The sequence below is a fragment of the Aeoliella fuhlenseeensis genome, assembly GCF_052161615.1.
Taxonomy (GTDB): Bacteria; Planctomycetota; Planctomycetia; order Pirellulales; family Lacipirellulaceae; genus Aeoliella.
In genome coordinates, this window is record NZ_CP197417.1 from 905,417 (window position 1) to 922,010 (window position 16,594).

12 protein-coding genes are annotated in these 16,594 nt (G+C 61.3%); 3 read left to right on the forward strand and 9 right to left on the reverse strand.

Annotated elements, in window-relative coordinates:
- Window positions 1-358 precede the first annotated feature (358 nt).
- The 9 genes from SH292x_RS03590 to SH292x_RS03630 form a co-directional block, all read right to left on the reverse strand.
- A complete protein-coding gene (locus tag SH292x_RS03590; protein ID WP_442484217.1) occupies window positions 359-1,150 on the reverse strand; it encodes a lipoate--protein ligase family protein in 792 nt (263 codons plus the stop codon).
- A gap of 615 nt (window positions 1,151-1,765) precedes the next feature.
- Window positions 1,766-2,245 carry a hypothetical protein gene (locus tag SH292x_RS03595; protein ID WP_442484218.1) on the reverse strand — a complete coding sequence of 160 codons (480 nt, stop codon included), beginning with the start codon at window positions 2,243-2,245 and terminating at the stop codon, window positions 1,766-1,768.
- A 218-nt stretch (window positions 2,246-2,463) separates the two neighbouring features.
- The gene (gene gcvPB / locus SH292x_RS03600) at window positions 2,464-3,936 is read right to left on the reverse strand and encodes an aminomethyl-transferring glycine dehydrogenase subunit GcvPB (RefSeq protein WP_442484219.1); all 1,473 of its coding nucleotides are present in this window, start codon (window positions 3,934-3,936) and stop codon (window positions 2,464-2,466) included.
- A 729-nt stretch (window positions 3,937-4,665) separates the two neighbouring features.
- Entirely contained in the window at window positions 4,666-6,051 is a 1,386-nt protein-coding gene (gene gcvPA, locus SH292x_RS03605) for an aminomethyl-transferring glycine dehydrogenase subunit GcvPA (protein ID WP_442484220.1), read from the reverse strand.
- Window positions 6,052-6,167: 116 nt separating this feature from the next.
- The gene (gene gcvH, locus SH292x_RS03610) at window positions 6,168-6,566 is read right to left on the reverse strand and encodes a glycine cleavage system protein GcvH (protein WP_442484221.1); all 399 of its coding nucleotides are present in this window, start codon (window positions 6,564-6,566) and stop codon (window positions 6,168-6,170) included.
- A gap of 117 nt (window positions 6,567-6,683) precedes the next feature.
- Window positions 6,684-7,811, reverse strand: a complete 1,128-nt coding sequence (gene gcvT / locus SH292x_RS03615; protein ID WP_442484222.1) for a glycine cleavage system aminomethyltransferase GcvT — start codon at window positions 7,809-7,811, stop codon at window positions 6,684-6,686.
- A 261-nt stretch (window positions 7,812-8,072) separates the two neighbouring features.
- Window positions 8,073-10,400, reverse strand: coding sequence for a ribonuclease R (gene rnr / locus SH292x_RS03620; protein WP_442484223.1), 2,328 nt, complete (start codon window positions 10,398-10,400; stop codon window positions 8,073-8,075).
- Window positions 10,401-10,693: 293 nt separating this feature from the next.
- The gene (locus SH292x_RS03625; RefSeq protein ID WP_442484224.1) at window positions 10,694-11,632 is read right to left on the reverse strand and encodes a hypothetical protein; all 939 of its coding nucleotides are present in this window, start codon (window positions 11,630-11,632) and stop codon (window positions 10,694-10,696) included.
- Window positions 11,633-11,860: 228 nt separating this feature from the next.
- Window positions 11,861-12,832, reverse strand: a complete 972-nt coding sequence (locus SH292x_RS03630) for a 3'-5' exoribonuclease YhaM family protein (protein WP_442484225.1) — start codon at window positions 12,830-12,832, stop codon at window positions 11,861-11,863.
- A gap of 215 nt (window positions 12,833-13,047) precedes the next feature.
- Between SH292x_RS03630 and proS the strand changes: the two genes are divergently transcribed.
- The 3 genes from proS to SH292x_RS03645 all read left to right on the forward strand — a co-directional run bounded on the left by proS (window position 13,048) and on the right by SH292x_RS03645 (window position 16,483).
- Entirely contained in the window at window positions 13,048-14,538 is a 1,491-nt protein-coding gene (proS, locus tag SH292x_RS03635) for a proline--tRNA ligase (RefSeq protein WP_442484226.1), read from the forward strand.
- Between the two features lie 157 nt (window positions 14,539-14,695).
- The gene (locus tag SH292x_RS03640; RefSeq protein ID WP_442484227.1) at window positions 14,696-15,238 is read left to right on the forward strand and encodes a DUF4416 family protein; all 543 of its coding nucleotides are present in this window, start codon (window positions 14,696-14,698) and stop codon (window positions 15,236-15,238) included.
- A 75-nt stretch (window positions 15,239-15,313) separates the two neighbouring features.
- Entirely contained in the window at window positions 15,314-16,483 is a 1,170-nt protein-coding gene (locus SH292x_RS03645; RefSeq protein WP_442484228.1) for a DUF1573 domain-containing protein, read from the forward strand.
- The last annotated feature ends 111 nt before the right edge of the window (window positions 16,484-16,594 follow it).

Here is a 16,594-nt window from a genome sequence, read left to right on the forward strand (position 1 = left end):
AGCAAAATAGTCCGAATGGGGTGCACGTACGGATTTACAGAAAGTCGATTCCCATGGATGTCCACACGGATAAGGGTGACCACGGTGGGTCCCTGTGGAGTTTCATCGGCACAGCTTCGCCAGGTGGTTGATGATGATTGAGGTATAAGTACGAACCACCGAGCTAGCCAATACTGTAAATCTTAACTGGAACTCGTAAAGAGAGTTGAGAGGAAAATTCCAACTTTTCTACGACTGTACGAACTCAATGGGTTGCGGCAGCCGGCACTTTGCGCCAACACACAACTCTTTTGCGCTAAAGCACGCTTATTGGTACCGCCTCGGACCCAGTTGGTCACAAGCGGGCAAACCGTGTGCCTTAGCGCCGGGCGGTCCAAGCCGGCGAGGCGAACTTGGCCGCCGCGATGTCGGCGACGGCCCGGTACGCCTTCGGGGATAAGGGTTCGGCGGGGGTTAACCGCAGGGCCAACCGGCCGCCGAGGGAGCTAACCCATAATTCGCCGAGCTTTTCGGGGGTTATTCCCAAACCGGTTAGCTCCGCCAGACCCGGCAGTTCGGGCGCCCGTAATGACTGGCCCAAGAGCACACCGCCATGCTGGACGACGGCTCCGTGATGCTTCCGCTGAGCGCTCCCGCAAATCTTGTGGGAGCCATCGCCGGTGAGGGGCTGTGGCTGCGCGGGATCGATGAAGATCACATCCCCCTTAGCCCGGCGGAGAAAGCAAAGGAACGGCTCCCCCACGCCACGCCCCTGGGTCTCGGCATTGAGCGAGAATCGCCCCTCGCCGGGCGGGACAATTTGGCCCAACAGGTCCACCAGCGTCTCATGCGCCGCGTCGTAGAGCGCCTGGGTATCGCGGGCCAGCGGATGGCTGGCCGGGACGGCGAGCGTGTAGGTCAGCTCGCGATCGTGCACCAAAGCCCCACCCCCCGAAGCCCGCCGGACCACGGGGCAGTCGCTGCTACCGGCGTGCAAGCCACGATCGCCCAGCTTCTGAAAGTACCCCAGCGACAGCGTCGGCGTGTCCCACTGATAGAACCGCAGCGTCATCACCCCATCCCTCAGCGCCCGCCCCAACAGCCACTCATCCACCGCCATGTTCCAGGACCCCGTCTGCGGCGGGTCGATCATGAGTTGGCAGTCGGTCATGGGGATGTCACGCAGAGACGCGGAGGGAATGGGGACGCGGATGGAGGTTGGCTACAGGCGAGAGAGTGTAGAATGCCTAATGCCAGTCAGAACCACAATGGAGGCACTGCTTGGCGAAGGCGGAACGCAATGCTTTGCCGCAGTTGGGGCATGGTGTCTCTCTTGGCTTAGGCCACTGGGAATGTTCCTCGGGCCAGCGTTCGGGTTCGGAAACACCCAGTCCGCTCAACTCCAGAGCAGCTCTGATGTCTGGATGAACGTCTTCGACATCCCAAGTGTCCATATCCTCGGCGGCAAAGCTCTCCAAAATGCGAGCAGTGAATTCAATCCTCTCTTCGGAGTCAGGGATGTGCTTCACAATCAGCGGCCAAATCTCTAGAAAGAGCGCGCTACCCGTTCTCCAAGACATCGCCATCTCCGAAAACAAAGATCCGTTGTGTGCCCATCAACTAATTTGAACGTACGGGCATTGTAGCGAATCCAGTTGCGTCTTCGCGGCACTTGGCCATATCTTCCAGCGGGCCTGTTTTCTCACGCAGAGACGCAGAGACGGCGGCGGGAATGCGAACGTGGATTGGACAGAACGTACGTGGATGAGGTGGAAACACATCCGAGTTATGCATCGCGTTCACCATAGCCGACGTGATAGAACCAGTCGATTGAGTCGAATCGCTCGGCAACGTGCAGCATTGTGCCCTGAGCTTTGGAGCTACCGTAAGGTTCACGTCTGCATCCGGTACCCGTGTGCTCACCGAGTCGCAATTCAATCCAACTAACGAAGTCAAAATTTGGAGACAGCTGGATGCAGAAGTGAATGGGCGTTAGCGTTTGGTCGGAAATGAAAATCGCCAGCCCTAGCAGTTCGGCTTCGCGGTCTCCAATCTTGCGGAAGAATCGAGGATAGATGCCATCCAAGGCCTCACCCCTCCATTCGGCGTGAACTTCGCGCAACACTTCTGGAAGAAACCACTCGAAAGACACCATCAAGTCGCCGGCGGTGAGCTGGTCGCCGAGGGATTCGCCAACGGAATGCTCTCGGAGAAGCGGCCCAAGTCTTTCGCAAACACGTTGCTCAGGAATTGAGATTTCAGCCAAATCCGCAACCTCAGCAGTTATGACGAAAATAGCCGTCGGGCTAGTCCGCAGCTTTTAACTGCGTTGTCGTCCTTCCCTCCTCGTTCCCACGCTCCGCGTGGGAATGCATGCCCGGCCGCTCTGCGGCCAATGACCTAACACTAGCTTTCAACAACTTCGGGACCGCGGAGCGGTCATCCATTGTGTTCCCACGCGGAGCGTGGGAACAAGTTGTTTGATTACATACAAGCCAAGCAAGGATTCCGCGCCGCCGCCACTTCGTTCGGCCGGCTGACGCGGGTCGTGTGGGGGGCGTCTTGCAGGATGCCGGGGTCTTCTTCCGTGATGCGGAACAGCACTTCGGCGAAGGCGTCGAGCGTGTCTTTGCTTTCGGTTTCGGTCGGCTCGATCATGATCGATTCCTTGACCGTCAGCGGGAAGTAAACCGTCGGGGCGTGGAAGCCAAAGTCGAGTAGCCGCTTGGCGATGTCCATCGCGGAGATGCCCCGCTCGCTCTTGAGCTTCGAAGCCGTGGCGACGAACTCGTGCATGCAGCGGTCCCCCTGCGGCACCGGCAGGAAGTGCTTCACGCGGGCGAGCAGGTAGTTGGCGTTCAATACGGCGTTCTCGCTCACCTCGCGCAGGCCCTGCGGACCATGGGTGCGAATGTAGCAGTACGCCCGCAGCAACACGCCCGTGTTGCCGAAGAACGCCCGCATCTTGCCGATGGACTTCTCGGGGGTTACCAGCGAGTAATAGGCATCGGTTTCGCCGTCGTGGGTCGTTTCCGACTTCGCCACCACCGGGCCGGGCAGGTAGGGGGCGAGCTTCTCCACCACGCAGATGGGACCCGCGCCGGGGCCACCACCGCCGTGGGGGCCGCTGAAGGTCTTGTGCGGGTTGTAGTGCTGCATGTCGGCGCCAAAGTCGCCGGGGCGGGTGATGCCGAGGATGGCGTTCATGTTCGCGCCGTCGAGATAGATCAAGCCACCGCGAGCGTGCACCTCGTCGGCGAGCTTGCGCATGTGCGACTCGAAGATGCCGACCGTGTTGGGGTTGGTGATCATGAACACGGCAATGTCGTCATCGAGCTTCGCGTGGAAGTCGTCCATGTCGACGCCGCCGTCGAGGTTGGTCTTCACGGTCACCGTGTCAAACCCGGCCATCGCCGCGCTCGCCGGGTTGGTGCCGTGGGCGTTGTCGGGCACCAGCACCTTGCGGCGATGGTCCTCGCCCATGTCCTTGAAGTAGGCCGCGGCCACCAAGAGCGCCGCCAGCTCGCCATGCGCGCCGGCCGCGGGTTGGAGGCTGCACGCTTCGAGGCCCGAGATCTCCTTGAGGATCTCCTGCATCTCGAACAGCATCTCGAGCATGCCCTGCTTGGTTTCGTCGGGCTGGTAGGGATGCACTTCGGCGAAGCCCGGCATAGCAGCCGCCCGCTCGTTCCGCTTGGGGTTGTACTTCATCGTGCAACTACCGAGCGGGTAGAAGTGCGTGTCGACGCTCATGTTGAGCTGCGACAGATTCACAAAGTGCCGCACCACCTGGGGCTCGGTCACTTCCGGCAGCGCCGGCGGCGCGGTCGCGAGCATCCCCGCGGGCAGCAGCACCGAAGCGTCGGACGCCGGCACATCGCACTCCGGCAGCACCGCCCCCCGGCAACCAGGACGCGAGAGATCGAAAATCAACTTGGTATCGCGAGTGTTTCTCATTGCAGCGGGGGTTTGAGTGTTTTAGGCGAGCCGGGAGCGCCCCTTCGCAGGAAAGCGGCGACCGGAGTGTGTTTTAGTTTTTGTTTACCACAGAGGGCACGGAGGTCACGGAGAGGATTTGGGGCGTGTGAAGTACAAGAAGTGGGACCCATCTTGGGTCGGAGCAACGGCGGTGAGTTCCCAACCCTTCTTCCCTAGCCTGTTTGCTTCCCTGTAATCAAGAGTGCCGGCAGCTTGACTAATTACTTCATACTCCCACTGCGTCACCACTGGTGCGACTGCTTGTTGCTCCTCAGCGCGGCTCGTTTGATAACTCACAATGCCGAGGCCGACGAGGAGGGCAACCGCCCAAAAAAATTCGTTGTTTACCGAGCATGCCTGAGTCCTCGCGATGAAAGTGGGGGATTTTGAAACCGAGGCTTCTCCTCCGTGTCTCTCTGTGCTCTCTGTGGTTCAATCCGTTGAAGAAAGGTGGCTGAGTGCGGCTTGGTTGCGGTCTCGGCGTTGCTCCGGCTAGTGGAACGTGTTCTCCTCGACCGCTATCTCTTGCTTGCTTCCAACCCAGGGTGGCGCGGCGGCTCGTACCTCGCCTTCGCTTACCCTGGGCTATCCTATTTCGCCCCTTCGGGGCTGTTCTCGTCGTGTCCGTCGTTTCGTTGTGGTTCCTTTACTCCGGTCGCTGCTTTTCTGGGAAGGGGCGCTCCCGGCTCGCCTTAGTTTACGCTCGCCTTAGATCCCGGCTTGAATCAACTCATCCGCTGCCGCCTTCGCGGCGCCGGTTTGGAGCACTTCGACCAGGGCGTCCATTTGGGCTTTGGTTCGTTTTTCGGTCACGCACACGAGCATGCAGTCGGCGAGGTCCGGGTACCAACGGCCCAGCGGGATGCCGGCGAGGTAGCCTTCCTTCGCGGCGTCGGCCACCAGGGCTTCCACCGCGTTCTCTTTGTCACGCACCACGAACTCTTTGAACGTCGGCGCGGAGAACACCACCTCGAACCGGCTCGTGGCGTCGAGCTTCTCGGCCAGGTACCGGCTCTTCTGCAGGCAGAGGTTCGCCACATCACGCAGGCCTTCGGGGCCGACGAGCGTCAGGTAGACCGTGGCCCGCAGCGCGAACAGCGCCTGGTTGGTGCAGACATTGCTCGTCGATTTCTCGCGGCGGATGTGCTGCTCGCGGGTTTGCATGGTGAGCGTGTAGCAGGGGTTGCCACGACGATCGGTCGTCAGGCCCACCACGCGGCCCGGCAGGCGGCGGATCAGTTCTTCCTTGCACGCCAGGATGCCAAGCACCGGTCCGCCGTAGCTCATGGCGGTGCCCAGCGATTGACCCTCGGCCACGGCGATGTCGGCTCCCCAGTCGCCGGGGCGCTTGAGTAGGCCCAGACTGATCGGATCGAACACCCCGATGCAGAGCGCGCCGGCATCGTGAGCCACCTTGGCAATCGCCTCGGCGTCTTCCAGGCAGCCGAAGAAGTTCGGCGTCTGCACCACCACGCACGAGGTCTGGTCGTTCACCTCGGCGGCGAGTTCCGCCACGTCCACCACGCCATCGGGCGTGCCCACGGTCACCACCTCCACGCCCAAGTTGGCGAGGTACGTCGCGATCACTTGGCGATACTCAGGATGAACGCTCGCCGGCACCACGACGCGGCCCATTCGCTTGGTGACGTCGACGGCCATCAGCACCGCCTCGGCCACGCTGCTGCCACCGTCGTACAAGCTGCTGTTCGAGACCGCGAGGCCCGTCAGGCGGGTGATCATCGACTGGTACTCGAACATCGCCTGCAAGTTGCCTTGCGACACTTCGGCCTGGTAGGGCGTGTAGCTGGTGTAGAACTCGCTGCGGCCCGCGATGGTGTCCACCGCCGCGGGGACGAAGTGGTCGTAGCTACCGCCACCCAGAAAGCAAACCGAGTTGCTGGCGTGCATGTTGCGGCCACCCAGCTCGCGGACGTGCTGCTCAAGAGCGAGCTCGCCCAAGGCCGGCGGAATGTCCAGCGGGCGCTTGAGGCGCAGGTCCGAAGGAATCGGCGCAAACAGCTCTTCGATACTGGAAGCCCCGATCGCCGAAAGCATCTCGGCCTGATCGTCGGGAGTGTTGTAGATGTAAGGCACAGGCGTGTGGGTCGTTGGAGGTTCAAATGTTAACTAGAGACAATGACCAATTTCGAATGACCAATGACCAATGAGTTTTAATTGGTCATTGGGTATTTGGTCATTGGACATTTCCCCTAGTGTGCTTCTTCCGCGCAGACGGCTTGGTAGGCGGCGTGGTCCATCAGTTTATCGAGGCCAGTTTCGCCGGTGAGCTTGATCTTGCAGACCCAGCCCGCGCCGAAGGGGTCGGTGCTGAGGGTTTCGAGGTTGTCGGGCAGGGGATCGTTCACCGCGACGACTTCGCCTTCGACCGGACTATAGAGATCACTCACCGCTTTGACCGACTCGATTTCGCAAATCGAGTCGCCGGGCTTCACCTGCTGGCCCATTTTGGGGAGTTCCATGAACACCAAGTCGGTGAGCGCTTCGACGGCAAACGCCGAAATGCCAACCGTGGCGACCTTCGAGCCACCCTCGTCGGCCAGCGATACCCACTCGTGCGTCTTCGCGTACAGCAATGTTTCGGGATTCATCTTGGTGTCTCCAAATGGGGCAGGCTTAACTTGGTAGCCGGAGTCGCAAGACTTCGGGTGGACCTCGGCGAGGCCCGAACTCTGGCGAGTCCGGCTACGGAGGAGGTTGAGTTTGTATTACTTACCGCGTTCGTAAAACGGCAGCGGGACCACGGTCGCGGGGAGGTGGGTGCCGCGGATGTCGACGGTCAGGGGCGTTCCAATCGCGGCGACGGCTGGTTTCACAAACGCCATCGCGAGCGGGCGCTCGAACGTGGGGGAGTAAGTGCCGCTGGTCACCGTGCCGACGGGGTTATCGCCTTCGAGCACGGGGCAGCCTTCGCGAGCCGCGCGGCGGCCATCCATTTGCAAACCGACTCGCACGGGGCGGGCTCCGTCGATGGAGTTCGCCAATGCGTCGCGGCCGATGAAGTCGCGGTCGGCCAGGTTCACGGCGAAGTCGAGCCCCGCTTGTAGCGGCGTGATGTTCTCCGAAAGCTCGTGCCCGTACAGCGGCATGCCCGCTTCGAGCCGAAGGGTGTCGCGCGCCCCCAGTCCGACGGCCGAGCCGCCGCACTCTTGGATGGCGTCGTACAGCGTCTCCCAGATCTCTAGCGCGTGCTCCGCGCCGCAAATGATCTCGCAGCCATCCTCGCCCGTATAACCGGTGCGGCTCACGTAGCAGTCGTAGTTCAGCACGGGGGACGCAATGCCGCGATAGTAACGCAGCGAGGTGAGTTCCTCGGCGCACAGCGGGTCGGCGATCTGAATCGCCATCGGACCTTGCAGGGCGATCATCGCGGTTGAGGGGGTGAGGTCCTCGACGCGTACGGCGAACTCGTTTTGGCGATCGGCCAGCCACTCGACGATCTTCTGCCGATTGCTAGCGTTGACGACCATGTGGAATTCGGGGGGCGTCGGCATGCTGTTGAGATGCCCGTCCCAGCGGTAAACCAGCACGTCGTCGAGAATGCCACCCTCGGCGTTGCACACCAGGCCGTAGCGAATCTGCCCCGGCTTCATGTCGGTGATGCGGCGGGTGACCATGGCGTCGAGGAACTTGGCCGAGTCGGGGCCGCGGATCGCGAGGCGACCCATGTGCGAGATGTCGAACAGCCCGGCGGCGTTTCGGGTGGCGTTGTGCTCGTCGACGATCGACGCGTACTGCACCGGCATGCTCCAGCCGGCGAAGTCGACCATCCGCCCGCCGTGCGACGCGTGCCAGTCATGAAGCGGGGTCTTGGCCAAAGTAGCGGTAGTCGCCATGCGATAGCTCTCACGCGAACGGGGCGGTTTGCCCAGAGAAATTGGGCCCGGCGGGCAATATGGCATTCTAGTCGTTACCCCCCGTCACGGTAGCCCCCGCCAGGAGCGCGAATTGCCATCGAATTTGCGGAATCGCGAGTCGCAAGATCGGAAGCGAGCGGTGAACGTTTTGGTCCCCTCTCCCTCTCGGCTACGCGCGAGCAAGCCGACCACCTTGGTAAACTTAGTCGCGAAGGCGTGAGGGAGAGGGAGCAGCGGAGGCTACCGCTTCCGCTTCTTCCGCCGGTCTTTGTTCTTACCCTTTGGCTTGCGGTCCTTGTGGGAGGTCGCGTCTTCCTTGGGGCGTGGGGCGTGGCCGCCGGAGATGTGGCCCAGCATTTTGAAGTCCAGCGTGCGGGCATCGACGTCCACCGTCGCCACCGCCACGCGGACAATGTCGCCCAGGCGGTAGGCGTTGCCAGCCTGGAAGCCGGTGATCGAGTGGGTGTCGCGGTCGAACTTGTAGTAGTCGTCGCCGAGGGCCGAGATGTGGATGAATCCCTCGGCCGGTATCTCCCGCCCGACGACGAACAGCCCAAACCGTTCCACTCCGGTGATGATGCCTTCCATCTCCAGCCCGATCTTGTCGGTCAGGTAGGTCAGCAGCTTGACCTTCGTCAGTTCGCGCTCGGCATTGGTGGCCCGTTGCTCGCGCTCACTGCAGTGGTCGCCCCACGCGAAGTACTCTTCGATCTTTTGCGGCGGCTTCTTGCCCAGGTTCAACTGGTTCAGCAGTCGGTGAACCATCAGGTCGGGGTAACGACGAATCGGCGACGTGAAGTGGCAGTAGCAATCGGCCGCCAGGGCGTAGTGGCCTTCGTCCTCGGGGCTGTAGATGGCACGCTGCATCGACCGCAGCACGGCGTAGTTCACCGCGTGGCGGCGTGGGTCGCTTTGCACTTGGTCGAGCAGCTTCTGCAATTCGAACCGACTCTCAAGGCTCTCGACCTTAAAGCCCAGTTCGCGGACAAAGCCGGTAAGTGTCTTGAGCTTTCGCGAGTCGGGGTCGCCATGCACCCGGCGGAGGAAAATGAGGCCGGCGTCGCGGAGCTTCGTCGCCACGGCGATGTTCGCCGCGAGCATGAACTCCTCGATCATCTGGTGGCTTTCGGTATTCGTCTCGACGTGCGCGCCCGACATCCGGCCGTCATCGTCCAGGTCGATCTCCACTTCCGGCATCGAGAGCTCTAGCGCCCCGGCGTTGAACCGTCGCTTGCGAAGGATCATCGCGAGCTCGAACATGTCGCCAAGCAGCTTGTCGACTTCGGGGGCGAGCTTCAGGTGGTCGATGGATCCGTGATCGCCTCGCTCCACCAAGTTTTTGGCGGAGAGGTACTCGTCGACCTCTTCGTAGGTGAATCGTCGGCAACTCTTGATCGCGCTCTTGTAGACCTCGACCGCCACGGGTACGCCTTCGGCGGACAGTTCGATCACGCAGGTCATCGCGTAGCGCACTTTGCCGGGCTGCAAGCTCGCCAGGTTGTTCGAGATGATCTCGGGCAGCATCGGGATGACGGTGTCGGGCAGATAGACGCTCGTCGCGCGGTTGTACGCTTCGTTGTCGAGCGCGGTCTTCTCGGGAACGAAGTGCGACACGTCGGCGATGTGCACGCCGAGCAGCCAGTGGTGCCCCGTGCCGTACCGGCTTTCGATTCGCTTGAGCGAAATGGCGTCGTCGAAGTCGCGGGCCGTCGCGGGGTCGATCGTGATGATGGTGTCGCCCGTCAGGTCCCGACGATCGGGTCCGATCGACTCGTCGAACTCATCGGCTTGCTGATGCGCGTCGGCGATCACTTCGTCGCCGAACTCGCCGGGCAGTCCGAACTCGTAGACGATGCTCATCGTGTCGACGCCGGGCTCGCCCTTACCGCCGAGCACCTGGACGATCACCGCCTCGCCATCGCGGGTGTGCGACGGAAAGCGGACCATGTCGATCACCACCTTGTCGTCCGGCTTCACGCCCTTCGCGCCCGGGTCGCCGACGTAGATGGGCTGCGTGAAGACCTTGCCGTCGACGTCCACGAGGCCCATGTCGTCGCGCTCGAAGTACGTACCGACGAACCGACTGGTGGCGCGCTCGACCACGTCGATCACTCGGCCTTCGGATTTGCCTTTGTAGCCGGGCTGCTTGTCGACCTTGATGCGCACCTTGTCGCCCGTGTGGGCATCGAGCGCGGCGTTTTTGGCGATATGCACATCCTCATCACGACCAGCGCTGGCCATGGTCCCTTCGGGACGGACGAAACCCTCGCCCGTCGAGACGCGGCGGAACGTGCCAAGCACCTGGTTGGCGGTGTCCGCGGGCTTCGGCTTCTTCTTGGGGGCAAGATTCTCACGCGAGGGATGGTCCTCGTCGGTCGGCATCACGAGGTGATTGGGGCCGTACTCCAGCTCGCCGGCCTTCACCATCTTCTTGATCACCCGCCGCACGGCGAGCACGCGATCTTCTTCGATCAGCCCCAACCGCTCAGCAATCACCACGGGCTTCACTGGCGTGTAAGCCGGCTGCCGGGTGTAGGTGTAAATGGCAACGCGAAGGTCAGCGTCCATGGCGGGGGCAGTTCAGAGTTGGAAGTTGGGAGTTGGGAGAATTGGCGAGCGAAGGCATGCGTATTCCCAATAGCCGACGAGCTACGCCTCGTCGGACAGAACCTCCATATTACTCTGCCCGCAGAGTGATTGTTAGTGCGCCGGGCTCGAAGAACGCAGGCTCATGTCATCCTGAGGGAGCCTTAGCGACTGAAGGATCTCGCCCGAATTCTCGCTACACCGCACCCCAACATCGGCTTTTTTGAGGACTTGGTGGGTGGCTGGGGACGAGCGGAGCGAGCCCCCAGAAGCTCTTAGGTATCACATGCCGAGAGCTTGTACTCGGCGAGGGCTACCTGCCACCGGGCGTCGGCGGTTTTAGATTGTTCTTCTTGTTCTTTGCGTTTGCGAAGGTTTTCTCCCTGCGCTGCGCGACAGAATCGCACGAAGAAGATAACGGCAACGATCCAAATCAGAACTGCAACTGGCAGGCTCCAACTGCTAACGACTATTCCGACAAAAAATCCCGCGAAAGATACCGCCCACGACACCGTGCCGGGCTGCTCTGAAATGGGCGTGCCTCGCATGCCCTTGCTCGGGACCATAAACCGCAACACCAGCCAGAGCGGGGCCAGCACGAATACGCTGGGCCAATACTTCCAACCGTCCATCCAGATTAGGAAGGCCGTCACGCATAAGCTTGGCACGAACATCCATGCAAATATTCGATCGATGTCGCGTCGAGTTGTGCGCGATCTGCAGGACTCAACACCCGGTTTCAGGAGCGGAATCGCACAACGCACGCAGAATAAATCCCACCCAGTTTGCTGCGCCTCGGGGAGCTTGCTTCGCAAGTGTTCAATCAATGGGACACGATCTTGACTATCGAGAGCTTGGAAGGGAATCGAAATTCGTGTCGTGGACGAACGGGCGACCACCGTTCCCCTCGGCGCAGCGCTTCGCCAATCAAGGCGTGTTGGATCATCGAGCAGCAGCTCTCGCGAAGAGAACACACCCCGTTCCATGAGTCGCGGACCATCGATTACGAGCCGTGTTCGATAGTAAGTCATGATCTCATAGCCCGCCAGCAGAACCCACATAAACCAGAATGCGGCCATTACCAGCCACGCGAAAGGACGTTCGGGATCCAGCAAGCTAACCACTAAGCAGCCGATGACTATCAAACCAAAAATCAGTCCACACCAAATGGCTGTTGTCAGAATGTGTCGGCCAAGTCGAAAAGTGCGTTGCATCGTGGTGAGTCTCCCCACCCTATTCGCCGGGAGCGAGCAATTCTTGGAGCAGACGAAGGATTAGCACGGGGTGCCTAGGGAAGAGTCCTGCGATCCCCCAGCACGCTAACATCTGGGGGCTCGTAGAACTCGTCCCCAGCCACCCGAGGTTCTTCTCGCCGAACTTGTTGCACTGCGAAACGCGAGATCCTTCCGTCGCTAGGGCTCCCTCAGGATGACACGAAGCGCTCACTCCGCCGGCGCGCTCTTGTACAACTTTCGACCCAAGTTCGGATAGTACTGCGTCCAGTTGCTGTCGCTGTTGGGGCAGTCGGCGATCAGGCTGCTGAAGCTGGCGATCTTGGCGTCGAGGTTATCGAGGTGGTGCAGGGCGACCGCTTCCAGGGTCATGGGCAGCTTCGCGCTGCCGTACTCGTACTCGCCGTGGTGGCTGATGATCATGTGCTTGATCTCGGTCACTAGCGACCGCGGGATTGGTTCGCCGCTGAGTCGTTCGGCTTCGATCACTTTGGAATCGAGTAGCGACATGGCCATCACCATGTGACCTAGTAGTTGTCCTTCGTCGGTGTAGCCGATTTCGCGGTCGTACATCAGCTCGTCGACCTTCGAAGCATCGTGCAGAAACGCACCGATCAGTAGTTTGTCCTGGTCGAGCTGCGGATATCGCGGGGCGACCAGCAGTACCAGTTCCATCACGCTCACCACATGTTCTACGAGGCCACCTTTGTAGGCGTGGTGGTTCTTCATGCCGGCCGGGGCGGTGGTGAATTTCTGCATGAACGTGTCGTCCATCAGAAAGCACTCGGCCAGGTTCTTCAGCTCGGGGGTCTTGATGCCACGCAGGATCTCGGCGAGGCGGCGGGCGTACTGATCGATCTCGGCCGGCGCACGGACCAGGAAGTCCCCCTCGTCCACTTCGTCGGGACGGGCGCGGCGGATCGAGTTGATGATCAGCTGCATGGTCCCCTGGAACAACTGCGTGCTGCCATCCACCAGCACGTAGTCGCCGTTGTCGAAGTCCTTGTAGTCCTTCTCGCTGGCGTTCCACAGCCGCGCATCGATCACGCCGCTACGATCTCCAAGCTGCAATTGCAAATAGTAGTTGCCGTTGCGGTTGGGGCGGAGGTTCTTGTCGCTGGCGAGGAAAACCTGCCGAACCTGTTCGTTGTGGGCAAGTTGCGTAGCGTGGCGTCGGGACATCGTTCGGTTTCGTGGGTCGGGGGCGAGGGGTAAGCGACGAATGTTAACACGGTATCGCGGATCGAAACTAGCCGACGATCTACGCTTGGTCGGAAAAACCGGCCAATTCGGGGTTCGCGTCGCGCCCCGAGCCTCGGATTTAACAGAACATCCAACTGCCTTAGAATGGCGAGCTCGAATTCCTGACCTCTCGACCCTTAATCCAGATCTTGCATATGGCCGCGATTTCCCCCACCCGTACCGAAGACTATCCCGAATGGTACCAGCAGGTCATCAAAGCGGCGGAGCTGGCTGAGACGTCGGATGTCCGCGGGTGCATGGTCATTAAGCCATGGGGCTACGCCATTTGGGAGAACATCGAGCGGCAGTTCGACACGATGTTCAAGGCCACGGGGCACGAGAACGCCTACTTCCCGCTGTTCATCCCGATGAGCTTCCTGGAAAAGGAAGCCGAGCACGTCGAAGGCTTCGCCAAGGAGTGTGCGGTGGTCACGCATCACCGGCTGGTCGATAACGGCTCCGGCGGACTGATGCCCGATCCCGCGGCGAAGCTGGAAGAGCCACTTATCGTGCGGCCTACGAGCGAGACGATCATCGGCGCGACATTCGCGCGCTGGGTGCAGAGTTACCGCGACTTGCCGATCCTCATTAATCAATGGGCCAACGTGGTGCGTTGGGAACTGCGGACGCGAATGTTCCTCCGCACAACGGAGTTCCTATGGCAGGAGGGGCACACCGTCCACGCGACGAGCGAAGAAGCCCAGGCCGAGACGCGGCAGATGCTCGACGTGTACGCCGAGTTCGCCGAGAACTACATGGCGATGCCAGTGATCAAGGGTCGCAAGACCGCCGGCGAGCGTTTTCCCGGCGCGGTCGACACGCTGTCGATCGAGGCGATGATGCAAGACCGCAAGGCGCTGCAAGCTGGGACGAGTCACTTCCTGGGGCAAAACTTCGCCAAGGCGCAAGACATCAAGTTCCAGAACGAGGCGGGCGAGTTGACCCACGCCTGGACCACGAGCTGGGGCGTGTCGACGCGACTCATCGGGGGCATGATCATGACCCACGCCGACGACGATGGCATGGTGGTGCCGCCGAAGCTCGCGCCGGCCCACGTCGCGATCCTGCCAATTTACAAGAACGACGCCGAGCGGGCCGAAGTGCTTCCCTACTGCCAGTCGCTCAAGGCCGAACTCGAAGCCCAGACCTACAGCGGCGCGCCAGTCCGGGTGAAGCTGGACGACCGCGACATCCGCGGCGGCGACAAGAAATGGCAATGGGTGAAGCGCGGCGTGCCCCTACGCGTGGAGATCGGACCTCGTGACGTGAAGGGCGACGGCGCCTTTGTCTCGCGGCGTGACGTCGATGGCAAGGGCGTCGGAACGCCCCGCGCCGAGTTGGTGGCGAACATTGCGAAGACCCTCGACGAGATGCAGAAGAACCTATTCGACCGCGCGGCGAAGCTCCGCGACGAAGCCTCGGTCGAGTTGAACTCAATGGCCGAGTTCGAGAAGTTCTTCGCCGAAGACTCGCCCGGCGGCCTGGCCTACTGCCACTTCGTCGACGGCCCCGAGATGGAAGCGAAGCTTAAAGAGATGAAGCTGACCGCTCGCTGTATTCCACTCGACGGCAAGCCGGAGAAGGGCAAGTGCATCTTCAGCGGCGGCGAGAGCGAGCAGCGAGGAGTGTTCGCGCGGGCGTATTAGAATCAGTCGCGGATTTGCGCGGACTGGAGCGGAGCTTCGCGGACTAAAGATAGCGCAGTTTTAAACGTGTCCGCGAACATTCGCTGTATCCGTGTCGATCCGCGACGAATTCAACCCTTAGTTGGTTCTTATGGGTTCCATCCAATCCCCCCAACCCGTGCTTCGACTCGTCCCGATTGTCAGTCGGTATGACGAGGCGCTCGCGTGGGCGCGCGAGCAGATCGAAGCGACTTGGGGGCCACATGCTCTGGTGAGCGATGCGTTTGTGTTCGACGACACCGACTACTATCAAGCCGAAATGGGCGCGGGGCTCAAGAAGCAGTTTGTTGTGTCCACGGCGCTGATGGACCCAGGCACGCTTCCTGATGTGAAGCGACTGACCAACCACTGGGAAACCGAGTACGCCCAACTTGCCGGGCACGACGAACCCCGGCCGCTGAATCTCGACCCCGGCTACATCGCCGAGTCGAAGCTGGTGCTGGCGTCGACGAAGAACCACTCGCACCGCATTTACCTCGCCCGGGGCATCTTTGCTGAGATCACGCTCGGGTACTCACGTTCGGCCGGCTGGACGAAGATGCCGTGGACCTACCCCGACTACCAGCGGGCCGATTTTCAGCAGTTCTTCACGGCTTGCCGCGAGTATTTGCGGGCCGAGCTGCGCCGCCGCCCACCCGGCGTGGAAATCGCGATTGATTGACCCGCCCGCCGCGGTCGCCCTAAGATAGAAGGAGTTGCCAGTCGTCTTTCTCCTTGTGTCCCGAGTGATATCGTCATGCGTGTGCTTCCGGTGGTCGTGGTGTCGGTGCTCCTGGGGAGCGTGCTGGGGTGGTGGGCCGCGGTGCGAACCGTCGGCGAGCAGCACTCGGCCGAGGACATCGCCATCCTGCGTGCCGACTCGGGCGCGCCTATGGGCTTTCCGAAGTTCGAGATCGATTCGCGCGAGTACAACTTCGGCACCATGCAGCGCGGCACGGAGCGCAAGCACTCGTTCGTCGTTTCTAATCGAGGGACCGCGCCGCTGTCGGTCGCCGTCGTGAGCACCACCTGCAAGTGCACCGCCGGTGAAATGAAGAACAATCCAATCCCGCCGGGCGAGTCCACCGAGCTGACGCTCACGTGGCAAGCGAAGACCGTGCCGGGGACGTTTCGCCAGACCGCCACGCTCGAGACCAGCGACCCCCGCGCTCGCCGTGTCGAGCTCACTGTCGAAGGCCAAGTGACCGATGTGAGCGCGATGGAGCCCAAGGAGTGGTTCTTCGATAAGCTTCGCGTTGGCGAAGGGCGTAAAGAATCGATCTACGTCATGTCGTTCCAGGACGAGCCACTGAAGATTGAATCCGCCGAGCCCGCCCCCGAAACGACCAACACGGGTTACAAGGTCGAGGTCGTCGAAGTCGCCAAGGACGAACTGCCCGACCCCAAGGCAATCTCGGGCTACCGCCTCGACGTGACTCCGCCCGACAGCTTGCCACTTGGTCCCTTGAACGACTGGATCGTCCTGAAGACGAACATTGCTGGGGCGGAAGAGCTTCGCGTGCCGATCATGGGAACCGTGGTGGGTGACATCGAAGTCCGAGGTCCCTCGCAGTGGAACGACGTGACCGGTGCCATCCATTTTGGCGACGTCCAAAATGGCGCCGGGGCGGAGGTGAAGCTGTTCCTTAACGTCAGTGGCGAGCATGCCAAGGACATTGAGTTCGAAATCGAGAAGCTCGATCCCGAGTTCATGGAAGTGGAACTCGGTGAACGAAAGCTGCTTCGCGACGATCTGGCCCACGTGCCGCTCGTGGTACGGATTCCCAAAGGAGCCCCGCCGGCGATCCGCAACGGGTCGGGGCAGGGGGACGCCGGTCGGATCGTCCTAAAGACCAATCACCCCACGAACCCCGAAATCAGCCTGGACGTACGGTTTGTGGTGAAAGGTGCGGGCGTCACGAAGTAGTGCCGCCGAAATGGCCCCCAAGCGTGCCGGTTATTCCAGCTAGCGGTGGAGGGGGTGGAGAAGTTTAGCCCGAGCGCCGACAATCCGAGTACGGTGTAGTTCGCCCACGAC

Bases quoted from the DNA above. Each gene is read 5' to 3' on its own strand.
- SH292x_RS03590 (WP_442484217.1), bottom strand. From the start codon at position 1,150: ATGACCGACTGCCAACTCATGATCGACCCGCCGCAGACGGGGTCCTGG.
- gcvH (WP_442484221.1), bottom strand. From the start codon at position 6,566: ATGAATCCCGAAACATTGCTGTACGCGAAGACGCACGAGTGGGTATCG.
- gcvPB (WP_442484219.1), bottom strand. From the start codon at position 3,936: ATGAGAAACACTCGCGATACCAAGTTGATTTTCGATCTCTCGCGTCCT.
- rnr (WP_442484223.1), bottom strand. From the start codon at position 10,400: ATGGACGCTGACCTTCGCGTTGCCATTTACACCTACACCCGGCAGCCG.
- SH292x_RS03630 (WP_442484225.1), bottom strand. From the start codon at position 12,832: ATGTCCCGACGCCACGCTACGCAACTTGCCCACAACGAACAGGTTCGG.
- gcvT (WP_442484222.1), bottom strand. From the start codon at position 7,811: ATGGCGACTACCGCTACTTTGGCCAAGACCCCGCTTCATGACTGGCAC.
- SH292x_RS03625 (WP_442484224.1), bottom strand. From the start codon at position 11,632: ATGCAACGCACTTTTCGACTTGGCCGACACATTCTGACAACAGCCATT.
- proS (WP_442484226.1), top strand. From the start codon at position 13,048: ATGGCCGCGATTTCCCCCACCCGTACCGAAGACTATCCCGAATGGTAC.
- SH292x_RS03645 (WP_442484228.1), top strand. From the start codon at position 15,314: ATGCGTGTGCTTCCGGTGGTCGTGGTGTCGGTGCTCCTGGGGAGCGTG.